The organism is Faecalibacillus sp. TM498, from assembly GCF_020589955.1.
Classification (GTDB): domain Bacteria; phylum Bacillota_I; class Bacilli_A; order Erysipelotrichales; family Coprobacillaceae; genus Faecalibacillus; species Faecalibacillus intestinalis.
The window spans coordinates 1-17,562 of sequence record NZ_JAJDKB010000019.1; the positions used below are offsets into that span (position 1 = coordinate 1).

The 17,562-nt window shown below is 31.0% G+C and carries 12 protein-coding genes; all 12 read right to left on the reverse strand.

The annotated features are described in order from the left end of the window. Nucleotides 1-247: 247 nt before the first annotated feature. The 12 genes from nifJ to tsaD all read right to left on the reverse strand — a co-directional run bounded on the left by nifJ (nucleotide 248) and on the right by tsaD (nucleotide 17,560). Nucleotides 248-3,757 carry a pyruvate:ferredoxin (flavodoxin) oxidoreductase gene (gene nifJ / locus LJD32_RS07435; RefSeq protein WP_175301100.1) on the reverse strand — a complete coding sequence of 1,170 codons (3,510 nt, stop codon included), beginning with the start codon at nucleotides 3,755-3,757 and terminating at the stop codon, nucleotides 248-250. Nucleotides 3,758-3,879: 122 nt separating this feature from the next. Further along, complete coding sequence (locus tag LJD32_RS07440) at nucleotides 3,880-4,335, reverse strand: hypothetical protein (RefSeq protein WP_032090302.1); 456 nt, start codon at nucleotides 4,333-4,335, stop codon at nucleotides 3,880-3,882. 9 nt (nucleotides 4,336-4,344) lie between these two features. Then, nucleotides 4,345-4,962, reverse strand: coding sequence for a rhomboid family intramembrane serine protease (locus LJD32_RS07445; protein ID WP_032090303.1), 618 nt, complete (start codon nucleotides 4,960-4,962; stop codon nucleotides 4,345-4,347). Further along, nucleotides 4,946-5,953 carry a DNA-processing protein DprA gene (locus LJD32_RS07450; RefSeq protein ID WP_032090304.1) on the reverse strand — a complete coding sequence of 336 codons (1,008 nt, stop codon included), beginning with the start codon at nucleotides 5,951-5,953 and terminating at the stop codon, nucleotides 4,946-4,948. The genes LJD32_RS07445 and LJD32_RS07450 overlap by 17 nt, the downstream gene beginning before the upstream one ends. Nucleotides 5,954-6,185: 232 nt before the next feature. Continuing rightward, a complete protein-coding gene (locus LJD32_RS07455; protein WP_227392048.1) occupies nucleotides 6,186-7,085 on the reverse strand; it encodes an alpha/beta hydrolase fold domain-containing protein in 900 nt (299 codons plus the stop codon). Between the two features lie 104 nt (nucleotides 7,086-7,189). Next, the gene (gene ppdK / locus LJD32_RS07460) at nucleotides 7,190-9,823 is read right to left on the reverse strand and encodes a pyruvate, phosphate dikinase (protein ID WP_022000896.1); all 2,634 of its coding nucleotides are present in this window, start codon (nucleotides 9,821-9,823) and stop codon (nucleotides 7,190-7,192) included. A 154-nt stretch (nucleotides 9,824-9,977) separates the two neighbouring features. Continuing rightward, a complete protein-coding gene (locus LJD32_RS07465; protein WP_147579665.1) occupies nucleotides 9,978-11,561 on the reverse strand; it encodes a DEAD/DEAH box helicase in 1,584 nt (527 codons plus the stop codon). A gap of 64 nt (nucleotides 11,562-11,625) precedes the next feature. Next, the gene (locus tag LJD32_RS07470) at nucleotides 11,626-13,008 is read right to left on the reverse strand and encodes a D-2-hydroxyacid dehydrogenase (protein ID WP_227392049.1); all 1,383 of its coding nucleotides are present in this window, start codon (nucleotides 13,006-13,008) and stop codon (nucleotides 11,626-11,628) included. Further along, a complete protein-coding gene (locus tag LJD32_RS07475) occupies nucleotides 12,992-14,458 on the reverse strand; it encodes a metallophosphoesterase family protein (protein WP_227392050.1) in 1,467 nt (488 codons plus the stop codon). The genes LJD32_RS07470 and LJD32_RS07475 overlap by 17 nt, the downstream gene beginning before the upstream one ends. A gap of 52 nt (nucleotides 14,459-14,510) precedes the next feature. After that, a complete protein-coding gene (asnS, locus tag LJD32_RS07480; protein WP_119363513.1) occupies nucleotides 14,511-15,893 on the reverse strand; it encodes an asparagine--tRNA ligase in 1,383 nt (460 codons plus the stop codon). 10 nt (nucleotides 15,894-15,903) lie between these two features. Beyond that, nucleotides 15,904-16,536, reverse strand: a complete 633-nt coding sequence (locus LJD32_RS07485) for a redox-sensing transcriptional repressor Rex (protein ID WP_032090309.1) — start codon at nucleotides 16,534-16,536, stop codon at nucleotides 15,904-15,906. A gap of 1 nt (nucleotide 16,537) precedes the next feature. Beyond that, nucleotides 16,538-17,560 carry a tRNA (adenosine(37)-N6)-threonylcarbamoyltransferase complex transferase subunit TsaD gene (gene tsaD, locus LJD32_RS07490; protein WP_032090310.1) on the reverse strand — a complete coding sequence of 341 codons (1,023 nt, stop codon included), beginning with the start codon at nucleotides 17,558-17,560 and terminating at the stop codon, nucleotides 16,538-16,540. Between the last annotated feature and the right edge of the window lie 2 nt (nucleotides 17,561-17,562).

Genomic DNA, 17,562 nt, shown 5'->3' on the forward strand with positions numbered 1-17,562 from the left:
CATCCTCTCTCCCTTTTGTAAAGCTTTTTCTTGTCCTTTTTTTATTTTTTTCTCTTTTTCACTCTTTTTCTGCCTTTATATCAACGTTTTTCCCATTGGTCTTTTTTTATTGTTTTTTTATGATTTGGTGTTTATAGAGTATTTTAGATACTAAAGAATGAATTTATTATTTTTAAAAATCGATTATTTTATATTTAATAACTACAAAAAAATCCATTTGGAATTAACCAAATGGATTTCATTTTAATTATTGAGCCATTTTTTCTAGACGAGCACGACGTTTTTGTGCATCAGCTTGACATTTAGCCATTAATTGTTCTGCATGTTCTGGATTTACTTTTAATAATTGTGAGAATCTGTTTTCACCTAATAAGTAATCTTTAAATCCATCAAAGTTTGGAGTCTTAGAATCTAATTGTAATGGATTCTTTCCTTGTTCTTCTAATCTTGGATCATATCTTAATAAGTTGAAATATCCACAATCAATTGCACGTTTTTGTTCAGCTTGATGATTTGCTAAACCACCTTTAATACCATGTGCTTGACATGGAGCATAAGCAATAATTAATGATGGTCCATCATAACTTTCAGCTTCTTTCATTGCTTTAATTGTTTGTGCAGGATTTGCACCCATAGCAATTTGTGCAACATAAACATGACCGTAAGCCATAGCGATTTGTGCTAAATCTTTCTTAGCTCCTGTTTTACCACCAGCAGTAAATTTAGCGATTGAACCAGCTTGAGATGATTTAGAAGATTGTCCACCTGTATTTGAATATACTTCAGTATCCAATACTAAAATATTAACATTTTCATTATTAGCGATAACATGATCTAATCCACCATAACCGATGTCATAAGCCCATCCATCTCCACCAACAATCCATTGAGATTTAGAAACTAAGTTACCTTTATTATCTAAAACTTCTTTAATTGCATCATTTGAAGATGCTTCAACTAATTTTAATAATTCTGGAACAATTGCTTTTTCTTCGCTTCTTTGTCCTTTTACAGATAAGTATTTTTCAATAGTTTCTTTTAATTCGGGTTCACAAGCATCTTTAGCTTCTTCCATTACTTGAATCATATGAGCTTCATTATAGTTTTGAGCTAATTTCATACCATAACCAAATTCAGCATTATCTTCAAATAATGAGTTACACCATGCTGGACCTTGACCATTTTTATCAGTTGTAAATGGTGTAGATGGTGTAGAACCAGAATAAATTGAACTACATCCTGTAGCATTTGCAATCATCATATCTGATCCAAATAATTGAGTTGCTAATCTATAATATGGAGTTTCTCCACATCCTGGACAAGCACCAGATACTTCAAAGTATGGTCTCTTGAATCCAACACCTTTTACAGTAGTTGTAGGATATTTATCATCACGATATTCTACTTCTTTATAGATATAATCAGCTAATGGAGCATGTTCTAATTCTTCATGAACATTAACCATTTTTAAAGCTTCACCTTTTTTATTTCCTAAACATTGTTCAACACATAAACCGCATCCAACACAGTTATCTGGTGAAACTTGAATTCTATAAGATAATCCGTCAACACCTTTACCCATAGGTTTTAAAACATCATTAGAGATATCTTCTGGTGCATTAGCGATTTCTTCATCAGTCATTAAGAACGCACGAATTGTAGCATGAGGACAAACCATAACACAGTTATTACATTGGATACAGTCATCTTTATTCCATTGAGGGACCATAGTCGCAATTCCACGTTTTTCCATATAAGCCATTCCAGATTTCATAGAACCATCTAATTTATCCATGAATGCTGAAACTGGTAAATCATTACCATCTAATGCGTTGATCACAGAAACGAAATTATCAAAATGATCATCACCTGTTAATTTCTTAGTTTCTTGGATTTCTAAATCAGCCCATTTTGGATCAACTGTTACTTCTTCAATTGCATCTTTACCAGCATCAATTGCTTTGTAGTTTAATTGAACAATGGCATCACCTTTTTTACTATAAGATTTTTTAGCCATTTCTTTCATATATTCAACAGCTTTATCAATTGGTAAAATTTGTGGGTTTAATGCAAAGAAGGCAGATTGTAAAATAGTATTTGTACGGCGTCCCATCCCAATTTCCATAGCAATCTTATTAGCATTAATAATATAGAATTTAGCATTCTTTGTAGCTAATTGTTTTTTCACTCTATTTGGTAAATAGTCAGCAACTTCTTCTTTAGAGAATTCTGTATTTAATAAGAATGAACCATTTTTCTTTAAGTTTTTCAACATATCATATTTTAATACATAATTATCTAATGAGCATGAGATAAAGTCTGCATTATTTACATAATATGTAGCACGAATTGGTGAAGCCCCAAATCTTAAGTTAGAACGAGTTGTTCCACCTGCTTTTTTACTATCATAAGCAAAGTAAGCTTGAGAATATAAATCTGTATGATCACCAATAATTTTAATAGATGATTTATTAGCTGATACAGTACCATCTGATCCTAAACCATAGAATAGACATTCTGTATAGTCACCTGTTACATTAAATTCTTCAGTTGGTAATGATAAATGAGTAACATCATCAACAATACCAATAGTAAAACTATTGAATGGATTATCAGAATTCAAATGATCATAAACAGCTTTAATTTGAGCAGGGTTTGTATCTTTAGAACCCATACCATAACGTCCACCAATTAAAACATCCGCATCTTTTACAACACTGCATACATCTAAGTATAATGGTTCACCAGCAGATCCTGGTTCTTTTGTACGATCTAATACCGCAATTTTCTTAGCTGAAGCAGGTAATACTTTTAATAAGTATTTTGCTGAGAATGGACGATATAAATGAACTTTAACTAAACCAACTTTTTCTCCAGATTTAGCCATTTCATCAATTGTATCTTTAATTGTTTCAGTAACAGAACCCATAGCGATAATAACTCTATCAGCATTTGGATCACCATAATAAGTAAATGGTGCATATTCTCTACCTGTTACTTCTGAGATTTTTTTCATGTAATCAGCAGCGATTTCTACAACTGCATCGATATGTTTATTTTGAGCTTCTCTACCTTGGAAGTAGATATCATCGTTTTCAGCTCCCCCACGTTCAATTGGGTTTGTATGAGGGTTTAATGCATTTGCTTTAAATTTAGCTAAAGCTTCTTTATCTAATAAGCTTTCTAATACATCATAATCCATAACTTCTACTTTTTGAATTTCATGAGATGTTCTAAATCCATCAAAGAAGTGCATTACTGGAACAGACCCTTTAATTGCTGTTAAGTGAGCAACTCCTCCTAAATCCATTACTTCTTGTACTGAGTGTGAACAAATCATTGGAATACCTGTTTGACGACAAGCATACACGTCTTGATGATCCCCAAAGATATTAAGTGAACGAGTTGCTAAAGCACGTGCAGCAACATGGAATACACCTGGTAAATTTTCACCAACAATTTTATAAAGGTTTGGGATCATTAATAACAATCCTTGAGATGCAGTAAATGTAGTTGCTAGAGCACCACCTTGTAAAGCCCCATGAACTGCACCTGCAGCACCTGCTTCTGATTGCATTTCAATAACATTCACAGGAGACCCAAAGATATTCTTCATTCCATTTGCAGCCCATGCTTCAGCATGTTCAGCCATTGGAGATGAAGGTGTGATTGGATAGATACTTGCTACTTCAGAAAATGCATATGCAACATGAGCAGCAGCTTGGTTCCCATCCATTGACAAATATTTCTTAGCCATAATTAAAAAATTCCTCCTTTTGCTTCTATTATTATACTACTTTCCAAACATTTTGACTACACGAATTCATGAATTCGCTTACTATTTCTATCAAAAATAAAAAATAGGACCTTATAGTCCTACTAATTTTTACTTGTTATATACGCTGTCATTGCTCCAATAGCTATAAAAACTAAAGAAAAAAGATTGCTAAACTGTCCTATTGCTAATTGAATAGCTATCATCAAAGTAAGAGATTGACCCCAAAAAGCATAATATGTCAATATTGGTGTAAACAGCGTTCCAAGTAGATAGCATATCACTGAAATGATCCCAACTTTTTCGCTTCCATAACGTGCTATTTTTAAAACAATAAAACCTGTAAAATAACCTGTTAAAATATCAAAATATGAAAAGCTCCACCCTATTTGTAAACTAATAAAATCAAAAGCAATTGTTGAAAAAATAGCAATTACTGTACCAACAACAAACATTTTTATATAATCACTTATTGATAAATGATAATCATTATTTTGATTAAAAAACTTTTTGGCCTCTTGCCTTTGTTTATATTCATTGTATTTTTCTTGTAAATTCATTATATCCCCCTAATTTATTATTCTTTCTTTCTTTTTTGAATCTATATTTTCTAAAACAAACGTTGCAACAAATCCACCAATCATTCCGCCCAAATGACCCACTAAAGAAATCGAAGGAACAGCCACCGAAATAAAAAGCATCAATACAACACTAGAAACAATTTGTTTAAACAAATAGCTATACACATCACCATATAAAACAGATAGTGCTAAAAGCGAACCAATAAGTCCAAAAATAACACCGGAAATACCACCCATCACACTATTTGTACCAATATTAAATAATAAAAATAACAAATAAGAAAATAATGTTGTAGAAATCATCGAAACTACAATAACGATAATATATTTTTTCTCTTTTAATATTTTTTCCATTAACATTCCTAAATTATATAAAGAATAAACATTACAAAAAATATGCATTAAACCAAAGTGAATAAAATTAGCTGTAATCAATCGGTAATATTCATGATAGTAATAAACATACAAAGGATTAAAACCTCCAACTTGTATCCCTTGCATAGCAGACATTGATAAACCATATTTTAACGAAGTATACAGATATGCAATAACATTCACAGCCATCAAAAAGTATGTAATTTTATATATTTTATATTCTTGATTCATTCGTATCTCCTATAAATTCAAATATTGACATTTGATCAATATTAACTTCTTCTATATTTTCTTTTTTATTAAGTTCATAAATCATCTCAAAACTTGTATCTGAAACAATATTTTTTATATAAATTGGTACTGTTTTCATTTCTAGTAGTCTTTGATTTCCAAAACAATCATTATCAAGAACCAATGAAACAGTCCAATTATGATGCATATTATGCATGATTGTAAACCAAGTAGCACCACTATTTATTTTACTTGAAACAACAATTTGAAACATTGACAAAGCACATACATAACTATTTCTATCAATAGCATGAGTAACAGTAAATCTTTTAGCAGGATCAACAGCACTTAAAAAAACAACCTTCCCCATTCTAATACTCTTTTTATATTCCTGTATTTTATTTAGCATATTTTCACAAACAAAGCAAATTATTTGACTATGATGATGCAATCCATAATGAAAGGCTTCTTGATCAATTCCTTTACAATCATTAGAAATCAACCATTTATCTTCATTATTGATCTTATCAACAAGTCGTTTAACATATCCTTTTTCTTTTTTAGAAACTGTTTGCAATCCCGTAATAGAAATGCCTTCAAATTTCACCGGTAATGTTCCTGCAATAAATAAGCAAAGGGGTGCACTCTTTTTCATTTTCTTGATTAGATTTTGAGGATACTCTTCATCATATTTAGTAATAATACGAATTCCTTGTTGTTCATATTCATGCAATTTTTTTAAAAAAAACTGTATCGATTTCATTCGTCGCACAATTTTATATGCACTATATTCAGAAATATCTAATATGTCCATTAATTCATCACTATTTAACCCAAAAAGACTGCTTGGACCATTTAACCCATGAACTTTTAAATTTTTTTCGACTTCCAACCATTCGTCATTTGTTAAAGCAGCTTCATCATACGCATATAAATCACATGTACATAACATCGTTGCCAAACTATTTAAATTCAACATTATTTTTTCCATAATACTCACCTTTATAATTATTATAGACCAATCTTAACATAAAAAAAAGCTATGATGATATTTCATCATAGCAATCATTAAAAGACAACAACTAATAACATTTTAAATTGTTCTTTTCCATAGACTGCATGTGGTAACCCAGCAGGCATTACAATTGATTCTCTTTTATCAAAAGAAAAAAGTTACACTTAACGCTTCATTTTGTACTAATGTTTTACCATATTCCTATTTATTAATCATGAGCTACGCTCTTTTTTATAAATTTAATTACTTCATCAAGCATTTCTTCACAAAAAAACATAGGTCCACCATGATCTGCCCCTTTCATACGATAAAAAATAACTTCTTTATTTTTATCTTTTAAAGCCTTATAAAGTTTAACACTTTGTTTAAACGCAACTAAACGATCCTTTGTTCCATGAGCAATTAAAATAGGTGGAATATCACCATCTAAATATGTCATTGGACTTGTTTGGCGAGCGATATCTAAATGTTCTAAAACATTTTTTCTTCCAATTAAATATCCCTCTGGACTATCGGGTTGTTGATGATTTTCTGTTGTTGGGAAACCATCTTCCATCGTAATATCAACCACACCATAAAAATCAATAATAGCACGTACTTCATTAGAATATTCAGAATATAAATTACCGTTAAATAATGGTAATTTACTTGTAAGTCCACTTACTAAAGCTACATGTCCACCTGATGAATCACCAAATAAAAAAACATTTTGTTCATCAATAAAATATTCTTCATGATGTTTTCTTAAAAAACGAATTGCTGTTTTGGTATCCTCTATTTGTGCTGGAAAAGGCGCTAAATCACTTTCACGATATTGTACAATAGCTACAACAAAACCTTGTTTACATAAATAATTAAGTTGTCCTACATGTTGATAAACATTTTGTTTATGCCAAGCAGACCCTTGAACATAGACAATTAGTGGATATTTTTCATTTTCCATTACCCTTTTACGAGGTACTAATATTTGTAAAATACGACTGATTCCATCAATATTCATATATTCAACATCAGGAATATACATAGTATCCATTTCTTGATCAGACATGATACGTGTTTGCATTTCCTCAATAAAAGTTTCATCTTCTATCATTTCTTCATACGTCATTTTATCATCTCCTAATTTTTATTATTTCACTAAAAAAAGAGAACTTCAATAATTGAATTTCACACAAATAAAAAGAGAGTAGTTTTCACTACCCTCCTTATAAACTATTTACCCATTTTTTCTTTAACAGCAGCTTGAGCAGCAGCTAAACGTGCTAATGGTACACGGTATGGAGAACATGAAACATAAGTTAAACCTATTCTATGACAGAATTCAACAGTTCTAGGATCTCCACCATGTTCACCACAGATACCTAATTTAATATCTGGACGAACTGGTTTAGCTTTATTAATAGCAATTTGCATTAATTGTCCAACACCATTTTCATCAATGTGAGCAAATGGATCAGATTCAAAGATGTTCTTAGTATAATATTCATTTAAGAATTTAGCAGCATCATCACGAGAGAATCCATAAGTCATTTGAGTTAAGTCATTTGTACCAAATGAGAAGAATTCAGCTTCTTTTGCGATTTCATCTGCAGTTAATGCAGCACGAGGAATTTCAATCATTGTACCAACTTTATATGGTAATTCAACACCTGCTTCTTCGATAATTGCATCAGCAGTTTTACATACGACATCTTTAACATATTTTAATTCTTTAATATCTCCAACTAATGGAATCATAATTTCTGGAACAACGTTTTGTCCTTCTTTATTAACAGCAATTGCAGCTTCAATAACAGCTCTTGTTTGCATTTCAGCAATTTCTGGATAAGTTACTGCTAAACGGCATCCACGATGACCCATCATTGGGTTGAATTCTTTTAATGATTCAACACGTGCTTTTAACGCATCAAATGTCATACCTAAACTTTCAGCTAAAGGTCTGATTTCTTCATCTGTATGTGGTAAGAATTCATGTAAAGGTGGATCCAAGAAACGAATTGTTACTGGATAGATTTCCATTGCTTTAAATAATTCTTTAAAGTCAGATCTTTGATATGGTAAGATTTTTTCTAGCGCTTCTTTTCTTGCTTCTACTGTTTCAGCAGTAATCATACGTCTGAAGTTGAAAATTCTTTCTTCTTCGAAGAACATATGTTCTGTTCTACATAAACCAATACCTTCTGCCCCAAATTTACGAGCTTGTAAAGCATCTCTTGGAGTATCAGCATTTGTTCTAACTTTTAATGTACGTACATCATCAGCCCATGACATAAATGTTTCAAAGTCACCACTGATTTCAGGTTCTACAGTTTTAATTCTTTCACCGTAAACATTACCTGTACTTCCATCTAATGACATATAGTCACCTTCATGATATTTTTTACCATCTGGTGTCATTAATACTTTAGCTTCTTCATCAACTCTTAAGCTTCCGCATCCACATACACAGCAAGTACCCATACCACGAGCAACTACAGCTGCATGTGATGTCATACCACCACGGATAGTTAAGATACCATGAGCAATATTCATACCTTCGATATCTTCTGGTGAAGTTTCAAGACGAACTAATAAGATATCTTGAACACCATTTTTATGAGCTTCAATAACATCTTCTGCAGTGAAATAAATACGTCCTGTTGCAGCACCTGGAGAAGCAGCTAATCCTGTAGCTACAACTTGAGCACATTTCAATGAAGTTTCTTCAAAGTTTGGATGTAATAATTGATCTAATTGTCTTGGTTCTACTTTTAATAATGCTTGTTCTTTAGTAATCATTCCTTCATTTACTAAATCAACCGCAATTTTTAAAGCGGCTTGTGCAGTTCTTTTACCATTACGAGTTTGTAACATGAATAATTTACCATTTTCAATAGTAAATTCCATATCTTGCATATCTCTATAATGTTCTTCTAGAATGTCACATACTTTACAGAATTGTTCATAACATTCTGGCATAACATCATTTAATGTCGCAATTGGTTGTGGTGTACGAATACCAGCAACAACGTCTTCACCTTGTGCATTCATTAAGTATTCACCGAATAATTTCTTTTCACCAGTTGCAGGGTTACGAGTGAAGGCAACACCTGTACCAGAAGTATCTCCTGTATTACCATAAACCATTTGTTGAACGTTTACAGCAGTTCCCCATGAACCAGGAATATCATTTAAACGTCTGTAAGTGATTGCACGATCATTGTTCCATGAACGGAATACAGCTTTGATTGCTTCCATTAATTGAACTTTTGGATCTTGTGGGAATTCAACTCCCGCATGTTTTTTGTATTCTTCTTTATAAATAGCAACAACTTCTTTTAAATCTTCAGCAGTTAAATCTGTATCAAATTCAACCCCTTTTTCTTCTTTGATATCATCAAATTTTCTTTCAAATGAGCTTTTTGGGAATCCCATAACAACATCTGCGAACATTTGAATGAATCTTCTATAACTATCATATACGAATCTTTCATTATTTGTAATTTTAGTAAACCCAGTAGCTACTTCATCATTTAAACCTAAGTTTAAAACAGTATCCATCATACCTGGCATTGATTCTCTTGCTCCAGAACGAACAGATACTAACAATGGATTTGTTGGATCTCCTAATTTTTTTCCAGTTTCAGCTTCTAATTCAGCTAATTTATTATCAATTTGCGCACAAATTTCAGGCGAAATTTGTTTTCCATCTTCATAATAAGCAGTACAAGCTTCTGTTGATACAGTAAATCCTTGTGGAACAGGTAAACCAATGCTTGTCATTTCAGCTAAGTTTGCACCTTTACCTCCAAGGATGACTCTCATATCTTTATTTCCTTCTTTGAATGAGTAAACATATTGTTTCATTTCAATCAATCCTCCTAATTAATCAACTAATATAATTATACACATGATAGCCCTTACATTCAAGTATAAATTGATACCGCTTTCATAAAATTTTATTAATTATGTTGATTTTATCGCCTTTAATTTTTTTTAAAAAAATAGAACAAGAAACAGCCTAACGGCTATTTGCTTGCTCTATTTCTACTTTTCGTCCATTTAATTTTTCTTTTTGACAATGTCTCATTACTTTTTTTACAGCTTTATCATTAATATTTACAAACGTAAACTTTCTTTTAATATCAATTCCTTGAATATCACTTTCTCTAATATTTGCCTTTGAGACCAAGAAATGAATAATATCTTTTTTCTTTACTTTATCCATAGATCCTACCGTTAAAAATAAACGTGTATAACCTTCACTTGCACCTTTTTTACGTTTTGATGAAGATTCAAGTTTTTCTTTTGTATAAGGAAAACCAATTTCTTGATTTAAAGATAATTCTATTAAAGCTGCCGTTACATCTTTTAACATATGATTTTCAATTTGATTTACCAAATCTTTCATTGGTTTATGTTCTCCATGTAAAATCATATCTTCTAATTTATACATTAATTCTGTTACTTTATGTTGGTGAATTTGTGTTAATGTTGGTACTTCTAATTTTTCAATATGAGATTTTGTTTTTCTTTCAATCTCTTTTAAATAGCGTTCTTCTTTTCCTACAACAATTGTATAGGCTTTTCCTTCACGATTCGCACGTCCTGTACGTCCAATACGATGTACATAAAGATCTACTTCTTGAGGTAATTCATAGTTGATAACATGACTAATATTTTCTACATCAATTCCTCTAGCGGCAACATCTGTTGCAATTAAATAATGAATTGTTCCCTCTTTGAATTTCTTTAAAGTTCTCATACGATGATCTTGATTTAAATCACCATGCATCGCTTCTACATTATAATTGGCCTTTTGCATTTGTTCCGTTACTTCATCAACGCTTCTTTTAGTACGACAGAAAATAATTCCTGATTGTACAGTTTCACTATCAATAATACGACATAATGTTTCAAAACGGTCTTTTTGTTTAACTTCAAAATAATATTGTTTAACTGTATTAGCTGTCACTGTTTTTTGTTTAACTTGAATATGCTTATAATCTGGTTTCATATAATTTTTCGCAATTTTTTTAATACCTTCTGGCATCGTTGCAGAAAACAACATCGTTGTATGTTCTGGATTTGTCTTAGAAATAATCGTTTCAATATCTTCTACAAATCCCATATTCAACATTTCATCAGCTTCATCTAAAACCACGTAAGAAACTTCATCTAGTTGAAGTACTTTACGTCTCATTAAATCCATCATTCTTCCTGGTGTTCCTACGACAATATCAACACCTTTTTTAATCGATTTAATTTGTTTTTCAATACCACTTCCACCATAAACACAAGCAAAACGTAAAGAACTGTATTTTCCAAGTTTTTTTAATTCTTCATGAATTTGCATGGTAAGTTCTCTTGTTGGTGATAAAATATACGCTTGTGGTTTCTTTTTTCTTTCTTTTAAATTTGTAAGTAAAATACTTGAAAACGCCAAAGTTTTTCCTGTTCCTGTTTGTGCTTGTCCAATGACATCATAACCTTCCAAAATAACAGGGATAATATTTTCTTGAATAGGTGTTGGTTTTTCAAAACCTAATTCATTGATTGATTTTAATAATTCTTCACTTAATCCTAATTTTTCAAATTTATTCATTCATTTTCTCCTCAAGTTTTTCGAGTATAACATAATTCATTTTAAAATGCAAAAAAAGAATGCATTAACATACATTCTTTAAATCACCCTTTAAAAAACCTTGAATATTGTCAACGACTAAATCAAACAAACGATTTCTTGCTTCTACTGTTGCCCATGCAATATGAGGTGTCATTAAAAGTTTTGAAGCATCATTAATTTGTAGTAAAGGACTTCCTTTTGCAAGTGGTTCTCTTTCAAAAACATCGAGTCCTGCCCCGGCAATTTCATTATTTTGTAAAGCTTCAACCAGTGCTTCTTCATCAACAATACCACCACGTCCTACATTAATTAAAATCGCTTCTTTTTTCATTAACTTAAATGATTCTTCACCAATTAATCCTTTAGTTTGTTCATTTAAAGGACAATGAATAGAAACAATATCACTTGTTTTTAATAATGTTTCTAAATCAACTGAGAGATAATCTTGCTTCGTATTTTTTCCACTTGTTGAATAATACTGAACTTGGCAACCAAAAGCTTCAGCAATTTTAGCAACCGTACGTCCAATATTTCCCATACCAATAATCCCCCATGTTTTTTCATGTAATTCATAAAAACGAGGTCCAATATGACTAAACATACCACTTTCACTATATTGACCACTTTGAACATAATTATGATAATAACTATTTTTATGTAAAAGTTCTAAAGCTAAAGCAAAAGTATGTTGCGCAACACTTAAAGAAGAATACCCTGCCACATTGCATACCGTAATACCACGACGATGACAATAATCTAAATCAACATTATTGACACCTGTTGCTGTAATACAAATAAGTTTTACTTTAGAAGCATATTGTAAGACTTCTTCGGTAAGTAAACATTTATTCGTAATAATGATATCTGCTTCTTTAATACGTTCAATGACTTCTTCTGGATTACTTTGTTTATAAATCGTTACTTGTCCAAATTGATTCAACTTAGAAAGATCAACATCATCTCCTAAACAAACACTATCTAAAAAGACAACGCTAGAACTCTTTTTTTTTAAAATATTTAAAATATCTTCATAAGATTTTCCTGAAAAGAATTTTCCTAAATTGATTGCTTCATTAATATCTAAAATAGAGCTTTCATGATAAATCCCTTTCATTTCATTATCTTCAAATTCAAAACTTAAATATTTATTTAAAAGACAAATCCCTAATGCTCTTGATGTCATTTCTTTATCTTTTTCAATTGTATCTAATATATTTTGAATAAAAGAAGCATCCTCTTGAACACATTTAGTAAGGGCTTCTTCTACTTCAACCCCTTCAAATAAATGATTTCTAAAACCATCATGATAAAGAAATGGTAAAACTACATCATAAACACTCATTGGAACATGCCCATACCCTTTTGTAAAGTTATATAGGATTGCAAGTCCTAAATTTTCATCTTTCATCTTATCTACTAACTTCATTTTGATCCTCCATAAATAATTTTATTTTTACACGATGTCTTTCTTGTTTTGTAAGATCATCATAGAATACAAAACAATACTTAAACGCTTGATCTTTACGATTATATTTCAATAAATTATAACTTAAATAACTGCTTTTTCTTTCTCTGGTACCTCCTCCACAAGAAGAACCTCCTGCCATAATATATGTATTTCCTTTTTTTACAACACAAGGAATATGCTTGTGTCCATGGAAAATATAACGTACATGATGTTTTTCTAACCAATACATTACATCTTGAGCATCCACAAGGGCTTTTGTCGAGTCAGCAATTTTCCCCATGAATAGTTTTTCATTCCATTTTATTTTCAAAAAATCATCTTTTCTAAGTGGCATTAAATGATGATGCATCATAGCAATCAAAGTATAATCCTCTAAATGATTAATAGATAATAACTCATCTTCAATTTCTTGTAAAAGTCTTTGCCCGACCATTCCCCTTGCTAGATTTCCTTGAGAAGTAGAATCTATTTTGATCACAATCATTTTAACATCCGGATAAACTTTAATATTTTCTCCTAGCAAATAAGCTACCACTTTTGTCTTTTGTTTTTTTAAAAGATTCAAGCCATAAACAATGACGTCATGATTTCCTAAAACAAACGTTACATCACTATGATATTTCCTTTTTAAACGATTCATAAAATGAGAGGCTGCATACATATTTTTACGATTAGGCGAATTCATTAGATCACCCGTAATCAAAAATTTAAGTTGATGATCATGAGGAAGCATATGATAAAGTTCATCTAGACTATCCTGTAATACAATAAGTCCATTGTCTGTTTTCTTTGTTCCTAAATGAAGATCACTTAGTTGTATAAAATATTGATCTTCATTTGTTTGACATTTCTTTTCAAAAATCTTATTTGTTTCTATTAGTCTAAAACATTCTTTTACTTCCTCTATGTTTTTTACAGGATAAAAAACACTTTGCTCTCCTTTAAATATAAAAACACCAGGCCAACGATCTATTTGATAAAGAGCATTTAAAAACAGATGAAAAGGTCCATATAAAGAGATATCTTCTTTCAATGCCTTTTTTATACAAAAAACGCGCATCAAATCATGATTATAACTATTATCAAAATTTTCCAAGAATTGCTGATCGATTTCCGATAATAAAATGACTTGATATTTTTCTTTTTCCTTTGCTATATATTTATGAAAATCATGTGCATAACTTGTTTTAAAAGCCGTATCATAGGTTTCAAAGTTTTTACTTCTAAAAAGTAACTCACATTCATTTTTTTGAATTTGATGTACAAATGGAAATTTTATATTTTGTTTTGTTAACCAATTTTTAAATTCTCCAAGTTGTTCGTAACTTGCATACACATCCCTAAATGACTTATTACCGTCTTTAAAAATAAAATTAAAATAGAGATTCATTAAATCATATTCATTCATGTGTGTCACCTCCCACATATTATACACAAAAAAAAGCCTAACGAATAGGCTTTTAGAATTTTAAATTTCTTGGAGTTCTTGGGAATGGTTCAACATCTCTAATATTTTGCATACCTGTTAAATACATTAAGAAACGATCGAATCCTAAACCAAATCCAGCATGTTTACATCCACCAAAACGACGTAGATCCATGTACCATTGTAATCCTTCTTTGGCCATTCCTTTTTCATCCATAATTTTTTCTAAGACATCATATCTTTCTTCACGTTGTGATCCACCAACAAGTTCACCAATTCCTGGAACAAGTAAATCACAAGCAGCTACTGTTTTACCATCATCATTTAAACGCATATAGAATGCTTTGATTTCTTTAGGGTAATCTGTTAAAAATACTGGTCCACCAACAATTTTTTCACAGATATAACGTTCGTGTTCTGAATTTAAATCCATACCCCATTCTACTTTATTTTCAAATTTAACATCTGCTTTTAATAAATAATCGATTGCTTCTGTATAAGTCATACGTTTAAAATCACTATCTCTAACTGCTTTGATACGTTTGATACATTCTTTATCAATCATGCTTTCAAAGAATTTCATTTCTTCTGGTGCATTATCTAAGACATAATCAATACAGTATTTAACCATATCTTCAATTAAATCCATATCATCTTCTAAGTCAGCAAAAGCAATTTCAGGTTCAATCATCCAGAATTCACTAGCATGTCTTGAAGTATTTGAATTTTCCGCTCTAAAGGCAGGTCCAAATGTATAAACATCACGATATGTTAAAGCAAAAGCTTCAACATGTAATTGTCCTGTAACTGTAAGATAAGCTTCTTTTCCAAAGAAATCTTTATCAAATTCTGTATTATCGATTGTTGTTGCTCTAAACATTTCTCCAGCACCTTCACCATCATTTGAAGTAATGATTGGTGTATGGACATAAACGAATCCTTGGTTTTGGAAGAATTCATGAATAGCCATTGATAAAACGGATCTTAATCTAAAGATTGCATAAAAAGTATTTGCTCTTGGTCTTAAGTGAGGAATTTCTCTCATGTATTCAAAAGAATGTCTTTTCTTTTGTAATGGGAAATCTTCATCACAAGTTCCTTCAACCACTAAATGTGTTGCTTCAATTTCAAAAGGTTGTTTTCCATCTGGTGTTAATTTTAATTTACCAGTTACTTTAACAGCACTTCCTGTAGAAATATGAGAAGCTTCTTCATAATTATCAATAATTTCATCTAAATAAACAACTTGTACATTTTTAAAATATGTTCCATCATTTAAAGCTAAAAATCCGACTTTCCCACTATTTCTATTTGTACGGATCCATCCTTGTAATTCAACATATTCAATACCATCTAATTGGTCTCTATCATTGATATATAATTCATATAATTCTCTTACTGTAATAAATTCAAACATTTTTCTCTCCCTATTCTTGATCATTTGATTTCATTTTAATTACTAATTCTTGAATAGCTACCACAACATCTACTGTTTGGACTTCAACGCCTTCTTGAACCATAAAATGACTATGCGTAAAATCTACAATTCCTTTAATGCCTAATTTCATTAAACGATCCACTGTTTCTTGAACATTTTCTGAAATCGCCAAAATAGCAATTTTACAATCACTTGGAAAAGTTTCTTCCAACTTGTCAATATGACAAATTTTCACACCAAATCTTTCCCCTTCTTTATTTTTATCCATATCATAACCACAAACAATCTTACCTACTGTATATTGCCAACGATTATATTTTAAAATGGCACTTCCTAAATTGCCAACCCCAATTAAAATAATAGGTTCATCTAATCGTAAACCTAAAACTTCACTTAAACCATCTATAAGATGTTTAACATCATAGCCTCTTCCACGTCTACCAAAATTATCCGTTTTTGATAAATATGTAAAATCACGCCTAATTGTTGTATCTTGTATTCCTGTAATTTCAAACAATTCACTCGATAAACATGTTTCTTTTCCTTCATGTTGCATTTTTCTAAGCGCTTTTAAATAAACAGGAAAACGGGACATTGTCGCTTTTGATATTTTTTTCTCCACACTAATCCCCTCCTATTGATTCTAATTCTAAATCAAGATGTGGTTTAATGCCAAGCGATAAATCACTAAACTTATTATTATCATACATAACTTTTCCTGCTAAAGCAATCATCATTGCATTATCTGTACAACATTTCATTGGTGGAAGAGACAATTGTACGTCTTCTAACATGGCAACTTGCTCTTTCATCTTTTCTCTTAAACCCCTATTAGCAGAAACCCCACCAGCTAACATAATTTCTTTAACACCATATTCTTTAGCCGCTCGAATCGTTTTATCGACCAAAACATCAACAACAACATTTTGAAAAGACGTTGCTAAATCATTTTGATTGATTTCTAAACCTTTTTGCCTATGATTATGTGCTAAATTGATTACTGCTGATTTTAAACCACTAAAACTAAAATTATAACTATCATCATCTAATGGTTTAGGTAAATGATAACTTGCCTTTCCTAAATGAGCCATTTTATCTAAAACCGGTCCTCCAGGATAAGGAAGATTTAAAACTCTTCCCACTTTATCATATGCTTCTCCAACAGCATCATCTAAAGTTTCACCAATCACTTCAAAAGAATAAGGATGTTTCATCAAAACAAGCTCTGTATGCCCACCACTGACTACAAGACATAGTGCTGGATAAACAATATCTTTTTCATAATTATTTGCATAAATATGCCCTGCAATATGGTGAACCCCAATTAATGGTTTATCATAAGCCAAAGAAAGTGTTTTAGCGACTTGTAAACCAATATGTAAAGAGCCAACAAGTCCTGGACCTTTTGTTACACAAATAGCATCAAGGTCTTCCATTTTTATATTTGCTTGTTTTAACGTTTCTTTTAAAACAACAGATACACATTCAACATGCTTACGGCTGGCAATTTCAGGGACAACACCACCATACATTGCATGTATGTCGATTTGACTTGCCACGACACTACTTAAAAATTCTCTTTGATCTTTTAAGACAGCCATCGCCATTTCATCACAACTTGATTCAATTGCTAGTAATAATGACATCT